At 59.4% G+C, this 16,485-nt stretch carries 12 protein-coding genes; 9 read left to right on the top strand and 3 right to left on the bottom strand.

Annotated elements, in window-relative coordinates; genetic code table 11:
- Positions 1–58: 58 nt before the first annotated feature.
- From R1T46_RS03260 to R1T46_RS03230, 7 genes are all read left to right on the top strand, one after another.
- Positions 59–565, top strand: coding sequence for a TRAP transporter small permease subunit (locus R1T46_RS03260; protein ID WP_317307318.1), 507 nt, complete (start codon positions 59–61; stop codon positions 563–565).
- Positions 565–1,887, top strand: a complete 1,323-nt coding sequence (locus R1T46_RS03255) for a TRAP transporter large permease subunit (RefSeq protein ID WP_317307317.1) — start codon at positions 565–567, stop codon at positions 1,885–1,887. Before R1T46_RS03260 ends, R1T46_RS03255 begins: the two co-directional genes overlap by 1 nt.
- Before the next feature lie 90 nt (positions 1,888–1,977).
- Complete coding sequence (locus R1T46_RS03250) at positions 1,978–3,024, top strand: TRAP transporter substrate-binding protein (protein ID WP_007154840.1); 1,047 nt, start codon at positions 1,978–1,980, stop codon at positions 3,022–3,024.
- A 102-nt stretch (positions 3,025–3,126) separates the two neighbouring features.
- Positions 3,127–4,494: a glutamine synthetase family protein gene (locus tag R1T46_RS03245; RefSeq protein ID WP_317307316.1), complete on the top strand. Its 1,368-nt coding sequence runs from the start codon at positions 3,127–3,129 to the stop codon at positions 4,492–4,494.
- A 9-nt stretch (positions 4,495–4,503) separates the two neighbouring features.
- Positions 4,504–5,889, top strand: a complete 1,386-nt coding sequence (locus R1T46_RS03240; protein ID WP_317307315.1) for an aldehyde dehydrogenase family protein — start codon at positions 4,504–4,506, stop codon at positions 5,887–5,889.
- Positions 5,890–5,934: 45 nt separating this feature from the next.
- On the top strand, positions 5,935–7,080 hold the full coding sequence (locus R1T46_RS03235; RefSeq protein WP_317307314.1) for an iron-containing alcohol dehydrogenase: 1,146 nt from the start codon (positions 5,935–5,937) through the stop codon (positions 7,078–7,080).
- A 60-nt stretch (positions 7,081–7,140) separates the two neighbouring features.
- Complete coding sequence (locus tag R1T46_RS03230; RefSeq protein ID WP_041332848.1) at positions 7,141–7,548, top strand: NINE protein; 408 nt, start codon at positions 7,141–7,143, stop codon at positions 7,546–7,548.
- A 3-nt stretch (positions 7,549–7,551) separates the two neighbouring features.
- On the opposite strand, the gene R1T46_RS03225 is transcribed toward R1T46_RS03230, so the two are convergent.
- A complete protein-coding gene (locus tag R1T46_RS03225) occupies positions 7,552–8,919 on the bottom strand; it encodes a wax ester/triacylglycerol synthase family O-acyltransferase (protein WP_317307313.1) in 1,368 nt (455 codons plus the stop codon).
- A 218-nt stretch (positions 8,920–9,137) separates the two neighbouring features.
- On the opposite strand from R1T46_RS03225, the gene R1T46_RS03220 reads away from it, so the two are divergent.
- Complete coding sequence (locus R1T46_RS03220; RefSeq protein WP_317308255.1) at positions 9,138–10,205, top strand: efflux RND transporter periplasmic adaptor subunit; 1,068 nt, start codon at positions 9,138–9,140, stop codon at positions 10,203–10,205.
- Positions 10,205–13,357, top strand: coding sequence for an efflux RND transporter permease subunit (locus R1T46_RS03215; protein WP_317307312.1), 3,153 nt, complete (start codon positions 10,205–10,207; stop codon positions 13,355–13,357). The genes R1T46_RS03220 and R1T46_RS03215 overlap by 1 nt, the downstream gene beginning before the upstream one ends.
- Before the next feature lie 23 nt (positions 13,358–13,380).
- Here the strand turns inward: R1T46_RS03215 and nirD are convergent, their stop codons facing one another.
- Together nirD and nirB are read right to left on the bottom strand one after the other, a co-directional pair.
- Positions 13,381–13,749 carry a nitrite reductase small subunit NirD gene (nirD, locus tag R1T46_RS03210; RefSeq protein WP_317307311.1) on the bottom strand — a complete coding sequence of 123 codons (369 nt, stop codon included), beginning with the start codon at positions 13,747–13,749 and terminating at the stop codon, positions 13,381–13,383.
- Positions 13,750–13,947: 198 nt separating this feature from the next.
- Entirely contained in the window at positions 13,948–16,461 is a 2,514-nt protein-coding gene (nirB, locus tag R1T46_RS03205; RefSeq protein WP_317307310.1) for a nitrite reductase large subunit NirB, read from the bottom strand.
- Positions 16,462–16,485 lie beyond the last annotated feature (24 nt).

The following is a 16,485-nucleotide window of genomic DNA, read 5'->3' as shown; positions in this document are numbered from 1 at the left end:
AGTCCATGGCCACTCGGCTGTCTGACTGGCTCACTAACGCATTGAGTGGGGTCTGTGGATGCCACCGTTCGTCAACGGATACATCCGTTTCGTGGATGCCGTGAATTACCGTGTGGGTAGAGCGGTGATGTACGGCATCTTTGTCATGGTCGCTATTCTGCTTTGGTCATCCATTTCCAAAGCGTTTTTCCTTCCCTCTTTATGGACACTCGAAGCCGCTCAGTTTGCCATGGTGGCGTATTACATCCTGGGCGGTCCCTATTCCATCCAGTTGGACGCCAATGTGCGCATGGACCTGTTTTACGGCGGTTGGTCCGTCCGTAAAAAAGCCTGGTTCGATGTCTTCACCATTTTCTTCCTGATTTTCTTTCTGGGCGTGCTCCTGTACGGCGCCTACGACAGCACGAGCTATGCGATTCAATACGGCGAACGCAGCGCATCCGCGTGGCGACCCTACATGTGGCCGATCAAGGTGGTGATGTGCATCGGCTTCTCACTCATGCTGTTGCAGGCGGTATCGGAGCTTTTCAAAGACATCGCACGCATTCGGGGAGAAGACATCTGATGTCTTACGATCTCATCGCCATTTTCATGTTTGCCTCAATGATGCTGATGCTGATGACCGGCCAGCGCGTGTTTGGCGCCATTGGTGCCGTTGCTGCGGCCTCAGCGCTGGCGCTGTGGGGAACCGGTGGTTCCGATATCCCTTTCTCATCCGCCATGAAGCTGATGAACTGGTATCCGCTGCTGACGCTGCCGATGTTTATCTTCATGGGCTACGTGCTCTCGGAATCGAAAATCGCCGACGATCTCTACCGAATGTTTCATGTCTGGATGGGGCCGATTCATGGCGGGCTTGCCATTGGCACCATTGGCCTGATGGTGCTGGTGTCGGCCATGAACGGCCTATCGGTTGCGGGTATGGCCATCGGTGCCACCATTGCACTGCCCGAATTGCTCCGGCGGGGTTATGACAAGCGCATGGTGACGGGTGTGGTTCAGGCCGGCTCGTCCCTGGGCATTCTGGTACCACCCTCGGTGGTGTTGGTGCTGTACGCCATGATTGCCCGCCAGCCGGTGGGACAGCTATGGCTTGCGGGCGTTGTGCCGGGGCTGATCATGGCGGTGATGTTTATCGTCTACATTGCGGTGCGGTGTCGTCTTCAGCCTGAACTTGGGCCTGTGCTGCCAAAAGAGGAGCGCCAGGTCAGCCTGAGCGAGAAATTGCGTCTGTTGCGTGCCGGGGTTCTGCCGGTGGTTATTTTCGCCTCTATGATGGTGCCGTTCGTCAAAGGCTGGACCAGCCTGGTGGAAAGTTCGGCCATCGGTGCCATGGCGGCATTCATCGCAGCGATCCTCAAACGCCGGATGACCCGGGCCGTGTTTGAAGCGTCCGTACGCCAGACGCTGGCCATTTCCTGCATGTTCATGTGGATCATCCTCGCCGCCCTGGGTTTCGGTGCCGTGTTTGATGGGCTGGGCGCGGTAAAGGCCATCGACAGCCTGTTTACCGAGCAGTTGGGGCTTAATCCCTGGATGATCCTGATCATGATGCAGTTGTCGTTTCTGTTGATGGGTACCTTCCTGGACGATACCGCAATGCTGGTGATTGTGGCGCCTTTGTACGTGCCGTTGGTGGCAGCTCTTGGTTTTGATCTGATCTGGTATGGGGTGCTCTACACGATTACCACCCAGATTGCCTACATGACGCCCCCTTTCGGTTACAACCTGTTCCTGATGCGGGCCATGGCGCCGCCTGAAATTTCCCTGCGCGATATCTACAGTTCAATTCTCCCGTTTGTCTGCGTGATGCTGGTGGCTCTGTCGCTGATCATGACATTTCCACAGATTGCGCTCTGGCTGCCGGAGTACGTTTACAACCGATGAACCGTCAACGTTTTGGATGAACACGAATGTCGAGTAACACCCCGGAAGCCGGGTTGGCTTCCATAACAAGCGTCAGTCAAGGAGGTCGCCATGACCACAAGACGTAACTTTCTCGCATCAGCATCCGTAGCAGCACTGGCCGGGGCCGCCGCCCTTACGCCGCCAAGACTTTACGCGCAGGAGCCGAAAATACGATGGCGACTGCAAACCTACGCCGGGCCGGCCCTGGCAGAGCATGTGGTCAAGCCAGCGATCGACAGTTTCAACCGTATTGCCGGCAAAGAGATGCAGATCGAGCTCTATTTTGCCGATCAGCTTGTGCCCACGGGGGAACTGTTCCGCGCCATGCAGAAAGGCACCATTGACGCGGTTCAGTCCGATGACGATTCCATGGCCTCACCCACCGAGGTTACTGTTTTCGGTGGCTACTTCCCGTTCGCCAGCCGCTATTCGCTGGACGTACCCGTGCTGTTCAATCAGTACGGCCTGAATGAAATCTGGGATGAAGAGTATTCCAAGGTGGGCGTGAAACACCTGTCCGCCGGTGCCTGGGACCCCTGCCACTTTGCCACCAAAGAGCCGATCCATAGCCTTGAGGATCTCAAGGGCAAGCGTGTGTTCACCTTCCCCACTGCCGGCCGCTTTATGAGCCAGTTCGGCGTGGTACCGGTTCAACTGCCCTGGGAAGACATCGAAGTCGCGGTGCAGACGGGTGAGCTGGACGGCATTGCCTGGTCCGGCATTACCGAGGACTACACGGTGGGCTGGGCGGATGTGACCAACTACTTCCTGACCAACAACATCTCCGGTGCCTGGGCGGGATCCTTCTTCGCCAACATGGACCGCTACAACGAGCTTCCGGATCATCTCAAGGAACTGCTCAAACTGACCATGGACAGCTCCCACTACTACCGCCAGTGGTGGTATTGGGGAGGTGAGGCCAAACTGCGTACAGACGGCACGAAGATGAAGCTGACCACCATTCCGGACAAGGAGTGGGCAGAAGTCGAAAAGGCCGCGCGTGTGTTCTGGGACGAGGTTGCCCAGGAATCCGAAACCAAGGCCCGGGTCGTCAAGATCCTCAAGGAATACAACGAAAAAATGGAGAAGGCGGGGCGGCCCTATCGATACACCTGATGGGATCGCAGAGAAACACTGCGTTCAGTGGCGATCACTAGCGGATTCACTCGCCACTGAGCGCGGCGCCTTTTAGCCTAACTGATATTGCGGAGCGGTGAGATGGCAGCTCAACTGTCTTTTAAAGAACTGAAAACGTGTGTCGAGGACGGCACCATCGATACGGTCGTGGCGGCGATTCCGGACATGCAGGGGCGTCTCATGGGCAAGCGCTTCCAGGCCCAGTACTTTATCGACACCGCCTGGGAAGAGAGCCACTGTTGCAAGTACCTGGTGGCGACCGACCTGGAAATGACAACGGTGGAGAACTACGCCTCGACCAGTTGGGCGGCCGGTTATGGCGACTATGTGATGAAGCCGGATCTGACCACCCTGCGCCGCCTGCCATGGCTCGAGGGTACCGCCTTTATTCTGTGTGATCTGATTGATCACGCCACCCATGAGCCGGTACCGCACTCGCCCCGGGCGGTGCTGAAAAAACAGCTGGAACGGTTGTCAGCCATGGGACTGCAGATGACCACGGCCACCGAACTGGAGTTTTTCATTTTCCGGGAGACCTTTGAGGAGATGCAGAAGCGTCAGTATCACCATATGACGCCCATCAGCCCCTATAACGAGGACTACCACATCTTCCAGACCACCCGTGAGGAAGACGTGATGCGGCCCATCCGCAATGGGCTCTACCAGGCGGGGATCACGGTCGAGAGCAGCAAGGGTGAGGCCGACGCCGGGCAGGCCGAGCTCAACATCCACTACTCCGACCCGCTCACCATGGCCGACACTCACGTTCTGGTGAAAAATGCGGTCAAGGAAATCGCCTGGCAGCACGGGCGCAGTGTGAGCTTCATGGCCAAGTGGAATCACAACGCCGCCGGGTCGTCCAGCCATATCCATCAGGCCCTCTCGGACAGTACCGGAAAATCAGTGTTCTATGACCCCAATGGTGCCCATGGTATGTCCAAAACCATGGAGCATGCGCTGGCGGGGCTACTGGAATACGCCAACGACACCACCTTCTTCCTCGCGCCTTACGTTAACTCGTACAAACGATTTGCCGCCGGCACCTTTGCCCCGACCAGCACTGTCTGGTCCATCGACAACCGTACGGCCGGTTACCGCGTTGTCGCACCGAACACGGACGCCGTGCGTGTGGAGTGTCGCATCGGCGGGTCGGACCTCAATCCGTATCTGGCGCTGGCATCGCAGATTGCCGCCACCATCGCCGGTATCGAAGGCAAGCTCGAACTGGAGCCGGAGTTCTCCGGCAATGCCTATGGCGCCGAGTCTGCGCGCAGTATCCCAGCCACATTGAGGGCAGCCACGGAATCGTTACGCGGCTCGACCATGCTGCGGGAGGCCATGGGTAACGACGTTATTGATCACTACGTGCGCTGCGCGGAGTGGGAGCAGGAAGATTTTGATCGTGTGGTTACCGATTACGAAGTCAAACGTGGATTTGAGCAGGCGTAGGACACAGCTATGAGCACACCCATTCAATGCATATCGCCCATCGATGGTTCCGTGTACGTGGAGCGCACAACGCTTTCTCTGGAAGCCGCGCGGGAGGCCGTCGCCAGGGCAAAAAACGCGCAGCCGGACTGGGCCGCCCTGCCATTGTCAGAGCGGGTTCAGCGGGTTCGCGACGGCATCGCCCGGCTGGGTGACATGAACGACGACATCGTGGAAAAACTGGCTTGGCAGATGGGGCGGCCCGTGCGCTACGGCGGCGAGTTCGGCGGCGTGGATGAGCGTGCCGGAATGATGGCCGATCTGGCGGAAGAAGGGCTTGCCCCCATCGAGATTGAAAACAGCGCCTCCTTTCATCGCTACATTCGGCGCGAACCTCACGGCGCGGTGTTGGTTGTCGCGCCCTGGAACTATCCCTACATGACGGCGGTGAACACGGTCGTTCCTGCCCTGATTGCCGGTAACGCGGTGTTTCTCAAACACGCGTCACAAACGCCCCTGGTCGGTGAGCACATCGCGGAGGCGTTCCATGCTGCCGGCGTCCCCCGCGAGATTTTCCAGAACGTGTTCCTGTCCCACGAGACCACGTCCGCGCTGATCGCGGAAAAAGCCTTCGGTTTCGTGAACTTTACCGGCTCGGTGAATGGGGGGCAGGCCATCGAACGAGCTGCTGCTGGCACGTTCACCGGCGTAGGGTTGGAGCTTGGCGGTAAGGACCCCGGTTATGTAATGGACGATGCGGATTTGGATGCCGCCGTGGAGACATTGATCGACGGCGCCATGTTCAATGCCGGCCAGTGCTGCTGCGGCATTGAGCGCATTTACGTCGCCGAGAACCTGTTCGATGCGTTTGTTGAGAAAGCCGTTGCCATCGTCAGCAGCTACCGGCTTGGCAATCCGCTGGACAGAGACACAACGCTCGGCCCGATGGCGCATGTCCGCTTTGCCGACCATGTCCGGGAGCAGACGGCAGAGGCCGTTGCCAGTGGTGCCAGGGCACTGATCGGCCCCGAGCTCTTCCCTGATCAGGGCGGCGCCTATCTGATGCCGCAGATCCTTATCGACGTGGACCATTCCATGCGGGTCATGCGGGAGGAGTCCTTTGGCCCGGTGGTTGGCATCATGAAAGTCAAAGATGACGCTGAAGCGGTCGCACTGATGAACGACAGCGAGTTCGGCCTGACCGCGTCCCTGTGGACCAGAGATAGTGAACGCGCCACGCGCGTGGCCGACGAGATTGAAACCGGCACGGTGTTCATGAACCGTTGTGATTACCTGGACCCGGCGCTTTGCTGGACCGGCTGCAAGAACACCGGTCGCGGTGGTGGGCTTTCGGTCATCGGCTACCACAACCTGACGCGCCCGAAATCGTATTACCTGAAAAAACCGGTGAACTGACATCCGGATCAACAGACAACCCGATTCTCTGACGAGGGGCTGATAATGACACTCTCCGCAAACTGGTCCTATCCCACCGATATCCGTTTTGGCGCCGGTCGCATCGCTGAACTTGGCGAATGCTGTGCGGAGGCGGGCATCAGACGGCCACTGCTGGTGACCGACAGGGGGCTGGCAAACCTGCCCATCACCCACCAGACGCTCGATTTAATGGAACAGGCCGGCCTCGGGCGAGCCATGTTTTCGGAGGTGGACCCCAACCCCACGGAAATCAACATGGAAGCGGGCCGAAAGGTCTTCCTCGATGGCAACCACGACGGAGTGATCGCCTTCGGCGGAGGGTCCGGTCTGGACCTGGGTAAGTTGCTGGCCTTCATGGCCGGTCAGACCCGGCCGGTGTGGGACTTTGAGGATATTGGTGACTGGTGGAAACGCGCGGATGCCGATGCGATTGCCCCCATCATCGCCGTACCAACGACCGCAGGCACTGGGTCGGAGGTCGGTCGAGCCAGCGTCATCGTCAACAGTCAGAGCCACGTCAAAAAGATCATTTTTCATCCCCGAATACTGCCATCGATTGTGATCTCCGACCCCGAATTGACGGTTGGTATGCCGCCATTTATCACTGCGGGAACCGGCATGGATGCGTTTATCCACTGTTTTGAAGCCTTCTGCTCCCCCAACTTCCACCCCATGAGCCAGGGTATTGCGCTGGAGGGCATGCGGCTGGTGAAGGAAAATCTGCACCGGGTGTATGCGGATGCCGCCGATATCGAGGCTCGCGGGCAGATGCTGGTCGCCGCCGCCATGGGTGCGGTAGCCTTCCAGAAGGGCCTGGGGGCGACCCACGCCGTCTCCCATTCGGTTGGCGCGATCTATAACACCCACCATGGCATGACCAACGCCGTGGTGCTGCCGTCGGTCATCACCATGAACCGACCAGCGATCGAAAACCGGGTCGACGACATTACCCGCTACCTGGGCATTGCCAATGGCTTTGACGGGTTCACCCAGTTCATCATGACGTTGCGGGAATCCCTTGGCGTGCCGGAGCGTTTGAGGGACATGGGTGTGGGGACGGATCGCATTGAGGAAATGACCAGAATGGCGCTTGAAGACCCAAGTGCCGGTGGCAACCCGGTGAAGATGACAGCGGAAAACACGCGAGCTTTGTTTGAAGCCTGCATCTGATTGATCTATTGTCGGTTTTGGCCAAGTCTCACGCCAAAACCCGAGCCAAAAGGAACGCAAATGGCAGACAATCAGGACACCCACAGCAAACTCATCGGCTACCTGCTCTGGATCTTCGGTTTCCTGGGGTCGCACCGCTTCTACTACGGCAAGCCCATCACCGGCACTATCTGGTTTTTCACCCTGGGGTTGCTGTTCATTGGCTGGATCATCGACCTGTTCCTGATACCGGCCATGGATCGGGAGGCGGATCACCGGTTCCGTGAGGGCGAGGTCAGTTTCAACATCGGTTGGATTCTACTGACCTTCCTTGGCGTATTTGGTATCCACCGGATGTACATGGGCAAGTGGATCACCGGAATCATTTACTTGCTGACGGGCGGTCTGTTCCTGGTGGGTGTGCTTTATGATTTCTGGACACTGAACAGCCAGATCTCGGAGCGGAATCAGGAAGTGAAGTTCGGCTAGGCGTTACAGCCCAGCCGCCTGCTCCAGCTCGGTCAGGCCCTCTTCAAGATAATCCAGCATGCGCTGCAGGCTGGGCAGGGTGCGGCGGCAGCCGATCAACCCGAATTCCACCTGATCGCAGTAGCTGGTCAAGGTCATGTTCAGGGCAATCCGGTCCATGGCGATGGACACCGGATACATGCCCTCAAGCCTCGCGCCGTTCCAGTAGCTGGGCTCCTTCGGCCCTGGTACGTTGGAAATGACCACGTTAAAGGTCTGCCACTTCGGCGCCAGCCCCGTTAGCAGGTTGAAGCTCGCCGGGGCCAGCAGCAGCGCCGTGTAATTCAGGATTTCTTCCGGGGACATGGCCGCGTAGCGCTGTTTGGAGGCTTTCACGTCTTCGTGGATATAGCGCAGCCGCTCAGCCGCGTCGTTCAGGTGGGTGCCCAGGGAGGCGAGGATAATACCCACCTGGTTGCCCCCGGAGCTGTCATCCGTGCGCAGGGAAACCGGTACCATGGCGACCAGCGGTTTTTCCGGCAACGCGTCCTGATTCATCAGGTAGGTTCGCAGTGCCGTGGCACACATGGTCATGACCACGTCGTTAACCGTTGTACCGAAGGCGGTGCATACGGCACGGATGCGTTTCAGATCATAGGACTGGGCCGCAAAACGGCGGGAGCCGGTGATCTTGCCGTTCAGGACGCAGCGCGGCGCGTGGAAGATGGAATCGTAGGCCGGGTCCTTGCGGGCCCGGTTAACGGTGTTCAGCAGCGCCTTGGTGACCGCCGGAACCGTGCCCAGCTGTTTACCCGATTCCCCGAGCAGATGGGCAACGTTGCGCCACATCGACGGGCCTTCATCGCCGTCACCGCTGCGGCTGCGGCGCGGCAGAGACCAGATCGGCGGCATGCCCCGCTGCTCCGGGTCCTGTGACAGCATGCGCTGGAACAGGCGCATGGCAGACACGCCATCCACCAGGGAGTGGTGTACCTTGGTGTAAACGGCGAACTGCCGGTCTTTCAGGCCTTCAATGAGGTGGAACTCCCACATGGGCCGTTCCCGGTCCATCAGGTGGCTGTGTTCAGCGGAGACAAACGACAACAACTCCCGGACCCGGCCTGGCGTGGGCAGAGCCTCAAAGCGGAAATGATGCTCCAGGTCCAGTTGTTCGTCTTCCACCCAGACCGGTTGGCCGAACCGACTGCCCAGGCGCCTGTCGAAGGGAGGTGTGACGATGGTTTCTTCCCGCAACTGGTCCGCAAGTTGGGCCACATAGTCATCCGGTGCATCCTCGGGGAACGAGAACAGCTGCAGGCCGCCAACGTGCATGGGCTGCTGGCGTTTTTCCAGCCACAGGAAAACCTGGTCTACAGGGCTCAGTGCACTCACAGAATGGATCTCGCATTATTGTGGTTGTTGTCAGGTAGTCAGTGTTGCAGCATTTCAGGTCTGGTGGAAGCGCTGGCGTTGGCTGATCGGGCCCGAAACCGCTTCGATAACTGGTCTGTCCGTGGATGGGAAGCGTAGCTCTGAGGCAGGGTCGGGTGATCAAATTTGGCGCCGATGTCGGCGCGTAGGGAATCCGAAGGAACAATTCAGTGAAATTCATGGTCAGGCATTTTTGCGTTGTGGTGGTTCTTTTTTGCTCTGTTTCTGTGCAGGCACAGGATCGGCCAGGGGTTGAACTGGAAGAGGTCGTATCCTCCGACATCATCAGTGAAGTGACTCTGAACGGCACGGTAAATGCCCTGCGCACCTCGGGGCTGTCCACGGCCGTGGCGGGCCTTGTGGACGAGGTTCGGGTGGAAACCGGCGACCGGGTTTCCCGTGGTGACCTGTTGCTGGGCCTGGATAAGGAACAGGCCGGGTATGAGCTGTCCAGCGCCCGGGCAGAGGTGGCTGAGGCGCGTGCACGATTCGAAGAGGCGCAACGCAGGCTGGCTGAAGCCCGTTCCGTGGGAGCGGGGCGGAACATTGCTGCGACCGAAGTCAGTGCCCGGGAGAGCGAAGCAGCGGCCCTCGAAGCGACCCTTGCTCGCCTCCAGGCAGAAGAGCGGCGTCGTCAGGTGTTACTGCAACGACACAGAATAGAGGCACCGTTTGAGGGCGTTGTGTCCAACCGAGCCAGTGACCTGGGCGAATGGGTCACCCCCGGCGATGAACTCCTGACGCTGGTGGACATCACTAATCTGAGGCTGGATTTCCAGGTGCCCCAGAATTATTACCAACGCATCGGCGACGACTCGGAGCTGCTGATAAGCGTTGATGGTGCGGCTGAGGAGCCGGTGCCTGCCACCATATCGTCGCTGGTTCCGGTGAGCGATTCCCGGGCCCGGACGTTTCTGCTGAGAGCCAGCGGCCCGGATTCGCTGGCGGTGCTTCCGGGCATGGCGGTGCAGGCGACGCTTCGGGTTTCCACGGGTGAGCATGGGCTGACCGTGTCCAGAGATGCCATCAATCGTTACCCGGAGGGCCGAGTGACGGTCTGGATTGCCGAGCCCGCGGGGGATGAGCTGTACGAGGTCCGCGAAAAGCGGGTGGATATCGGGGCCAGCTTCCAGAATCGGGTGGAAATCCTCAACGGCTTGAAAGGCGATGAGCAAGTCGTGGTGCGGGGTAACGAATCCCTTGAGGAAGGTGCCAGGGTAAAGTTGGCTGAGAGGGGAGCCGACTGATGTTCGCGGGAGTGATCCGCCACGGCACCCTGGTGACCGTGGTAACCCTGATTATCGCCGTGATCGGTGCTGCCGCTGCCCTTCGTATCCCGGTGCAGATGATTCCGGATTTGGAAGTCCGGACCGTCACCGTCGAAACCCGGTGGCCGGGCGCAACGCCCCAGGATATCGAGAAAGAAATCCTGATTGAGCAGGAACGCTATCTGCGCAACGTCCCCAATCTCAGCGAGATGATTGCCACTGCGTCCAGTGGTGTGGCGGAAATCGAGCTGGAGTTCCCCTTCGGTGTTGATATCACCGAGACCCTGATACAGGTCAACAACGCCCTCAGCCAGGTGTCGGACTATCCGCGCAACGTGGATGAGCCCCGGATTGTTGCAGCGTCGTTTTCTTCCAATGCGTTCATGTACTTCCGCGTATCCACCTTGCCCGACAACCCCCGGGAATTGGATATCGATCTGATGCGGGACTTCGTGGAGGACCGCGTTCGCCCCAGGATGGAAAGCGTGTCAGGGGTCTCGGAAGTGACGGTGGGCGGCGGCGCGGACCGCCAGATGCAGATCACTGTGGACGAAGCAGAACTGGCGCAGCGTGGCCTGAGCCTGTTGGACCTGCAGGATGCGATCACCAGCCGCAATCAGGATGTGTCCGGGGGCGAGGTGAACGCTGGTAAGCGGCGCTACCTGCTGAGAACAGTTGGGCGATTCCGCGATCTTGAGGAGCTGCGCAACCTGGTGGTGTCACGAACCGGTGACAGCGTGGTGCGCCTGTCCGACGTGGCGACGGTACGCCAGGACCATGCCCGTATCCGCGAACTGTCCTACATCAACGGCCAGCGCGTGCTGGGCCTTCAGGTGCGGCGTGAAAGCGGTTCCAACGTCATCGACATCAAGCGGGCGATGCTGGAGCAAGTGGAGATCATCAACCGGGACGTGTTGAATCCGGCGGGTATGCAACTGGCGCTCACCGCTGATGACGCTCGCTATGTGGAAGCCTCGGTTGCCAATGTCTGGACCAACCTGGGTATCGGTGCGGTCTTTGCCACTCTGGTGATGTTTCTGTTTCTGAGATCGTCCCGGGCTACGTTCGTAGGGGTGGTGGGCATTCCTTTGTGTGCGATTGCGGCCTTTCTTGGGCTGATGATCACAGGCCGTACCATCAATGTGATTTCCCTGGCCGGCGTCGCCTTTGCCATCGGTATGACCGTGGACAACAGTATCGTGGTACTGGAGAACATCGAGCGGCACCGGCGCCTGGGGCTGGACCGGTTCGAGTCGGCCCTGAAGGGAGTTCAGGAGGTTTGGCCCGCGGTACTGGCCTCCACCATGACGACCATCCTGGTGTTCCTGCCGATCCTGTTCATCGAAGAGGAAGCCGGACAGCTGTATTCCGACGTGGCCATCGCGATTTCGGCTGCGATTTTCGCGTCCATGCTGGTGGCGGTCACGCTGATTCCCACCCTCAGTGCGCGGCTGGATTTTGGCGCTCGCATGGGTGATACCGACCAGTATGGCAATGTGGTGGCACCGGGCTGGGCGACCAGGATTGTCGCTGCCGTGCGCTGGATGGTCAGCGGTGCGGTCAGGCGGCTTGTGGTCATTCTCGGCACGGTGGCGCTGAGTTTCTGGATTATCGTTTTTCTGACGCCGCCTGCCGAATACCTCCCGGAAGGTGAAGAACCAAAAACCTTCGCCTCCATGAACGCGCCGCCCGGCTACAACCTGGCGGAAATGGAGAGCATCGCCAAACAGGTGGAAGACCACTTTCTGCCCCATGTGCAGGCGGACCCTGAGGCCTACGAAAGCGGCGAAACCCCGATACCGCCCCTAGCCTATCTGAACATGCAGGTGAGCCCCACAAATGTGAGGATCATCGCGGAAACGGTTAACGCCCGGCACATCGATGTGCTGATGGATCAGATCACCGGTTTTTATGAGAAATTTCCCGGCATGCGGGCGTTTGCCGCCAAGGGCTCCATTATTTCCAGCAATGATGGCGGCACCCGCAGTATCAACCTGGATATCTCCGGGCCGGATCTGGTGTCGATCTACAAGGTGGCCAACATCGCCTACGGCCGCGCCCGGCGCATATTTGACAACCCCCGCATCCAGACCCGCCCGGCCACGCTTTCCCTGGCCCAACCGTTAATCCAGGTGCGCCCGAATTGGGATCGGGCAGCGGAACTCGGCCTGGGCACAGAAGCGATTGGTTTCACGGTGGCATCGCTGACCGAAGGCTCCTATGTTGACGACTTTTTCCTGGACGACGACAAGATCGACATCTACCTGTACGGCAGTGAAGGCCGGGACACCAGTCTCGACGCATTGCCGGATGTGATGGTGCACACTCCCGAGGGCGCGACTCTGCCGTTGTCGAGCCTGGCAACCATTGAGGAAACCGTAGACACCAGCACGGTGCGCCGTCTGGACGGCCGCCGTACCGTCACCCTCAACGTGATTCCGCCGGATGATGTGCCTCTGGAAGCCGGAGTCGAACGGGTTCGCACGGAACTGCTGAACGCCATGCGCGACAGCGGTGAATTGCCAGCAGGCGTCGCCATCAACATCTCCGGCGCCAGCGACCAACTCAATGCCACCCGCGATGCCCTGAGCGGAAATTTCATGATTGCGGTGGTGATCGTTTATCTGCTGCTGGTAGCCATCTTTGCCCATTGGGGCTTCCCGCTCTTGATTCTTACAGCGATTCCTCTTGGCGTCGCCGGCGGCATCGTAGGACTGGCGTTGATGAACCTGGTGGGTGGGCTGTTACCGAAAATCGGCCTGCTGCCCCTGAGCCAACCCTTCGACATGATCACCATGCTGGGTTTCCTGATCCTGATGGGCACCGTGGTGAACAACCCGATCCTGGTGGTGGAGCAGGCCCGGCAGAACCTGAGGCACCGGGATATTTCAGTGGTGGATGCGGTCATCGGCGCGGTGGAAACCCGCCTGAGGCCGATAGCTATGACCACCCTGACCACCATTTGCGGGCTGTCGCCGCTGGTGTTCATCCCCGGTGAAGGTACCGAACTCTATCGAGGAGTGGGCGCTATCGTTCTGTTCGGGCTGGCCGGTGCGGCTACAGTGACCGTTACCTTCTTGCCGGCGCTTACTGTATTCGTGCTTGGTTGGCGTCGTCGGTCTGCTGCCTAGCCTGCCGGGAGCTGACTTCTAGTCTATGCCACGGCTGATTCTTTGTTGGCCACCGGGATTTCTATCCGGACGTTGTTGCCGTCCAACAGGACCGGGTAGGTTTTCACGGCTACTTCTTCGTCCTCGAGGCAGTGGCCGGTCTGCAGGTTGAAGTGTTGCTTGTACAACGGAGACGCCACCACCGGCTGCCCTTTCAGATCCCCGGTAATCCCTCTCGCCAGCACGTTCTTACCGGTAAACGGATCGGTATGACTGATCGCAAACAACGCCGGCAATCGATGCGGCAGATAAAACACCGCCACCGGCCCGTCTTCCGTCCAGACCGCAACGCCGGACTCGGGCACAAGGTCATCAACGGTACAAACAACGTCCCAGGAAGTGCGTGCTTTCATAACGTTCTCCAATTTCGTTCAAGTTCGCCTGCGGCGTTAACTCTTGATGTGATGTGTGTTTAACCAGCGAAAGCTCGTGACCCGATGAGCGTGGGGGTACGTAATAATTTTCCGCCAGGAAAAGGTGTCTGAGCGCAGCGAGTTCTTTTCCCAAGGAAAATTATTACGTACCCCCGCGCTCCACCCCGGGCCCCAGCCTTAAGCAGGCTCCTCCTCAAGCAGAGGCCGACGCTGATCACGTTCGGTAGTCCACTCCTGAACCGGATCCTTCTTCTCCGGAGCATTCACAAACTCCCGGAACCGCTTCCGCTTCTCAGGATCCTCGACCGCCGTCTTCCACTCGCACTGATAGGTATCCACCAGATCCGCCATGTGATGCTCCAGCTCCTGGCCAATACCCAGGCTGTCCTCCAGGACCACCTGCTTCAGATAATCCAGGCCACCTTCCAGGTTCTCCATCCACACACTGGTGCGTTGCAGACGGTCCGCGGTGCGCACGTAGAACATCAACACCCGGTCGATAGCGCTGATCAGTTCCTCGTCGGACAAATCCGTGGCAAACAAATCCGCGTGGCGCGGACGCATGCCGCCGTTGCCGCACACGTAAAGGTTCCAGCCGTTCTCGGTGGCGATCACGCCGATGTCCTTGCTCTGGGCTTCCGCACATTCGCGGGTGCAGCCGGACACCGCCATCTTGAGCTTATGGGGGGAACGCAGGCCCTTGTAGCGGTTCTCCAGAAAAATCGCCATGCCCACACTGTCCTGCACGCCGTAGCGGCACCAGGTGCTGCCGACGCAGGACTTCACCGTACGCAGGGACTTGCCGTAGGCGTGGCCGGTTTCGAAGCCGGCGGCGATGAGTTTTTCCCAGATTTCGGGCAGTTCGCTCAGGGTGGCGCCGAACAGGTCCACCCGTTGACCGCCCGTGATCTTGGTGTACAGGTTGTATTCCTTGGCCACTTCACCCAGCACAATCAGCTTGTCCGGGGTGATTTCGCCGCCCGGCACCCGGGGCACGATGGAGTAGGTACCGTTCTTCTGCATATTGGCCATGAAGGTATCGTTGGTGTCCTGCAGGGGCACGTGGTCGGTGGCCAGGATGTGCTCGTTCCAGCAGGTGGCAAGGATGGACGCGACGGCCGGTTTGCAGATATCGCAGCCATGGCCCTTGCCGTGATCACGGATCAATGTCCGGAAGGTGCGGATGCCATTGACCTTCACGATATTGAACAGGTCCTGGCGGCTGTACGGGAAGTGCTCACAGATGTCCTTGCTGACTTCCACGCCGCGTTTTTCCAGTTCGCTGTCCACCACGTTTTTCAGCAGCGCTGCGCAGCCGCCACAGCCGGTGCTGGCCTTGGTTTCTGCCTTAACACCGGCAAGGTCGGTACAGCCGGCATCGATCACGCCGCAGATATCACCCTTGGACACGTTGTGGCAGGAGCAGATCGAGGCGGTTTCCGGCAGGGCATCCGGGCCCAGCGCGGGAGCACCGCCCTGGCTTTCCGGCAGGATCAGGGTCTCCGGGTTCTCCGGCAGCTCAATGCCGTTCAACGCGTATTGCAGCAAGGTATCGTAGTGGCTGTTGTCGCCCACCAGGATGGCGCCCAGCAGGGTCTTGCCATCCTCGCTGATCACCATGCGGCGGTAATGACCGACCTGCTCATCGTTAAAGCGGATGTTGCGGGCGCCCGGCGTCTGGGCATGGGCATCGCCGATCGAGCCGACATCCACACCCAACAGCTTGAGCTTGGTGCTCATGTCGGCGCCGGTAAAGGCGGCCTCACGGTCACCATTCAGCACGGAGGCTAGGGTGCGGGCCATGGTGTAGCCCGGTGCCACCAGGCCAAAAATCTTCTCACTCCACAGCGCGCACTCGCCAATGGCGTGGATGTGGGGGTCGGAGGTGGTGCACTGGTCGTTGATGACAATGCCACCGCGTTCACCCATGGCCAGTTCGCTGGAACGGGCCAGGGCGTCCTGGGGGCGGATGCCGGCGGAGAACACGATCAGGTCGGTTTCCAAATGGGTGTCGTCACTGAAATTCATCCGCAGGCGGGCTTCTTCGCCTTCAACGATTTCAGTGGTGGCTTTCTCGGTGTGTACCTGCACACCCAACTCCTCAATTTTGCGTTTGAGCAGGGCACCGCCGTCGCTGTCGAGCTGCACCGGCATCAGCCGGGGTGCAAATTCCACCACGTGGGCGTCCAGGCCCAGGCTCTTGAGTGCATTCGCTGCTTCCAGACCCAGAAGGCCACCGCCCACCACTACGCCGGTTTTAACACCGTCGGCGCTGGCACGGATGCTGTCGAGGTCTTCCAGGGTGCGATACACCAGGCAATGGGGGTGCTCGTTGCCCTTGATGGGCGGCACGAACGGATAGGAACCGGTGGCCAGCACCAGTTCGTCGTAGGCGTAATCGCCCATCGGTGTAGTAATGGTTTGATTGGCGCGGTCGATGCCGGTTACCTGTTCGCTCAGGCGCAGGTCGATGTGGTTCTCGGCGTACCAGTCGGCGGTGCCCATGGCCAGGTCGGCATGGGTGGAACCACCAAAGTACTCGGACAGGTGAACCCGGTCATACGCCAGCAGTTTCTCTTCACCAAACACCTTGATGTCGAAGTCGGCCGCTGCCGGGGTTTCCACCAACTGTTCCAGGAAATGGTGGCCGACCATGCCGTTGCCAATCACGATCAGGGTTTTCTTGCTCATGGTAATTCCTCTCTCTGTTCCCGG

The sequence above is a fragment of the Marinobacter salarius genome (assembly GCF_032922745.1).
GTDB lineage: Bacteria > Pseudomonadota > Gammaproteobacteria > Pseudomonadales > Oleiphilaceae > Marinobacter.
Note: the sequence above shows the minus strand (reverse complement) of the source record. Positions and strands in the feature narration are given on the sequence as shown.

Excerpts from the sequence above, each read along its gene's own strand:
- R1T46_RS03230 (WP_041332848.1), top strand. The coding sequence starts at position 7,141 with ATGGCAGACAATCAGGACACCCACAGCAAACTCATCGGCTACCTGCTC.
- R1T46_RS03240 (WP_317307315.1), top strand. The coding sequence starts at position 4,504 with ATGAGCACACCCATTCAATGCATATCGCCCATCGATGGTTCCGTGTAC.
- R1T46_RS03255 (WP_317307317.1), top strand. The coding sequence starts at position 565 with ATGTCTTACGATCTCATCGCCATTTTCATGTTTGCCTCAATGATGCTG.
- R1T46_RS03260 (WP_317307318.1), top strand. The coding sequence starts at position 59 with ATGCCACCGTTCGTCAACGGATACATCCGTTTCGTGGATGCCGTGAAT.
- nirB (WP_317307310.1), bottom strand. The coding sequence starts at position 16,461 with ATGAGCAAGAAAACCCTGATCGTGATTGGCAACGGCATGGTCGGCCAC.
- R1T46_RS03245 (WP_317307316.1), top strand. The coding sequence starts at position 3,127 with ATGGCAGCTCAACTGTCTTTTAAAGAACTGAAAACGTGTGTCGAGGAC.
- R1T46_RS03220 (WP_317308255.1), top strand. The coding sequence starts at position 9,138 with ATGGTCAGGCATTTTTGCGTTGTGGTGGTTCTTTTTTGCTCTGTTTCT.
- R1T46_RS03250 (WP_007154840.1), top strand. The coding sequence starts at position 1,978 with ATGACCACAAGACGTAACTTTCTCGCATCAGCATCCGTAGCAGCACTG.
- nirD (WP_317307311.1), bottom strand. The coding sequence starts at position 13,749 with ATGAAAGCACGCACTTCCTGGGACGTTGTTTGTACCGTTGATGACCTT.
- R1T46_RS03235 (WP_317307314.1), top strand. The coding sequence starts at position 5,935 with ATGACACTCTCCGCAAACTGGTCCTATCCCACCGATATCCGTTTTGGC.
- R1T46_RS03215 (WP_317307312.1), top strand. The coding sequence starts at position 10,205 with ATGTTCGCGGGAGTGATCCGCCACGGCACCCTGGTGACCGTGGTAACC.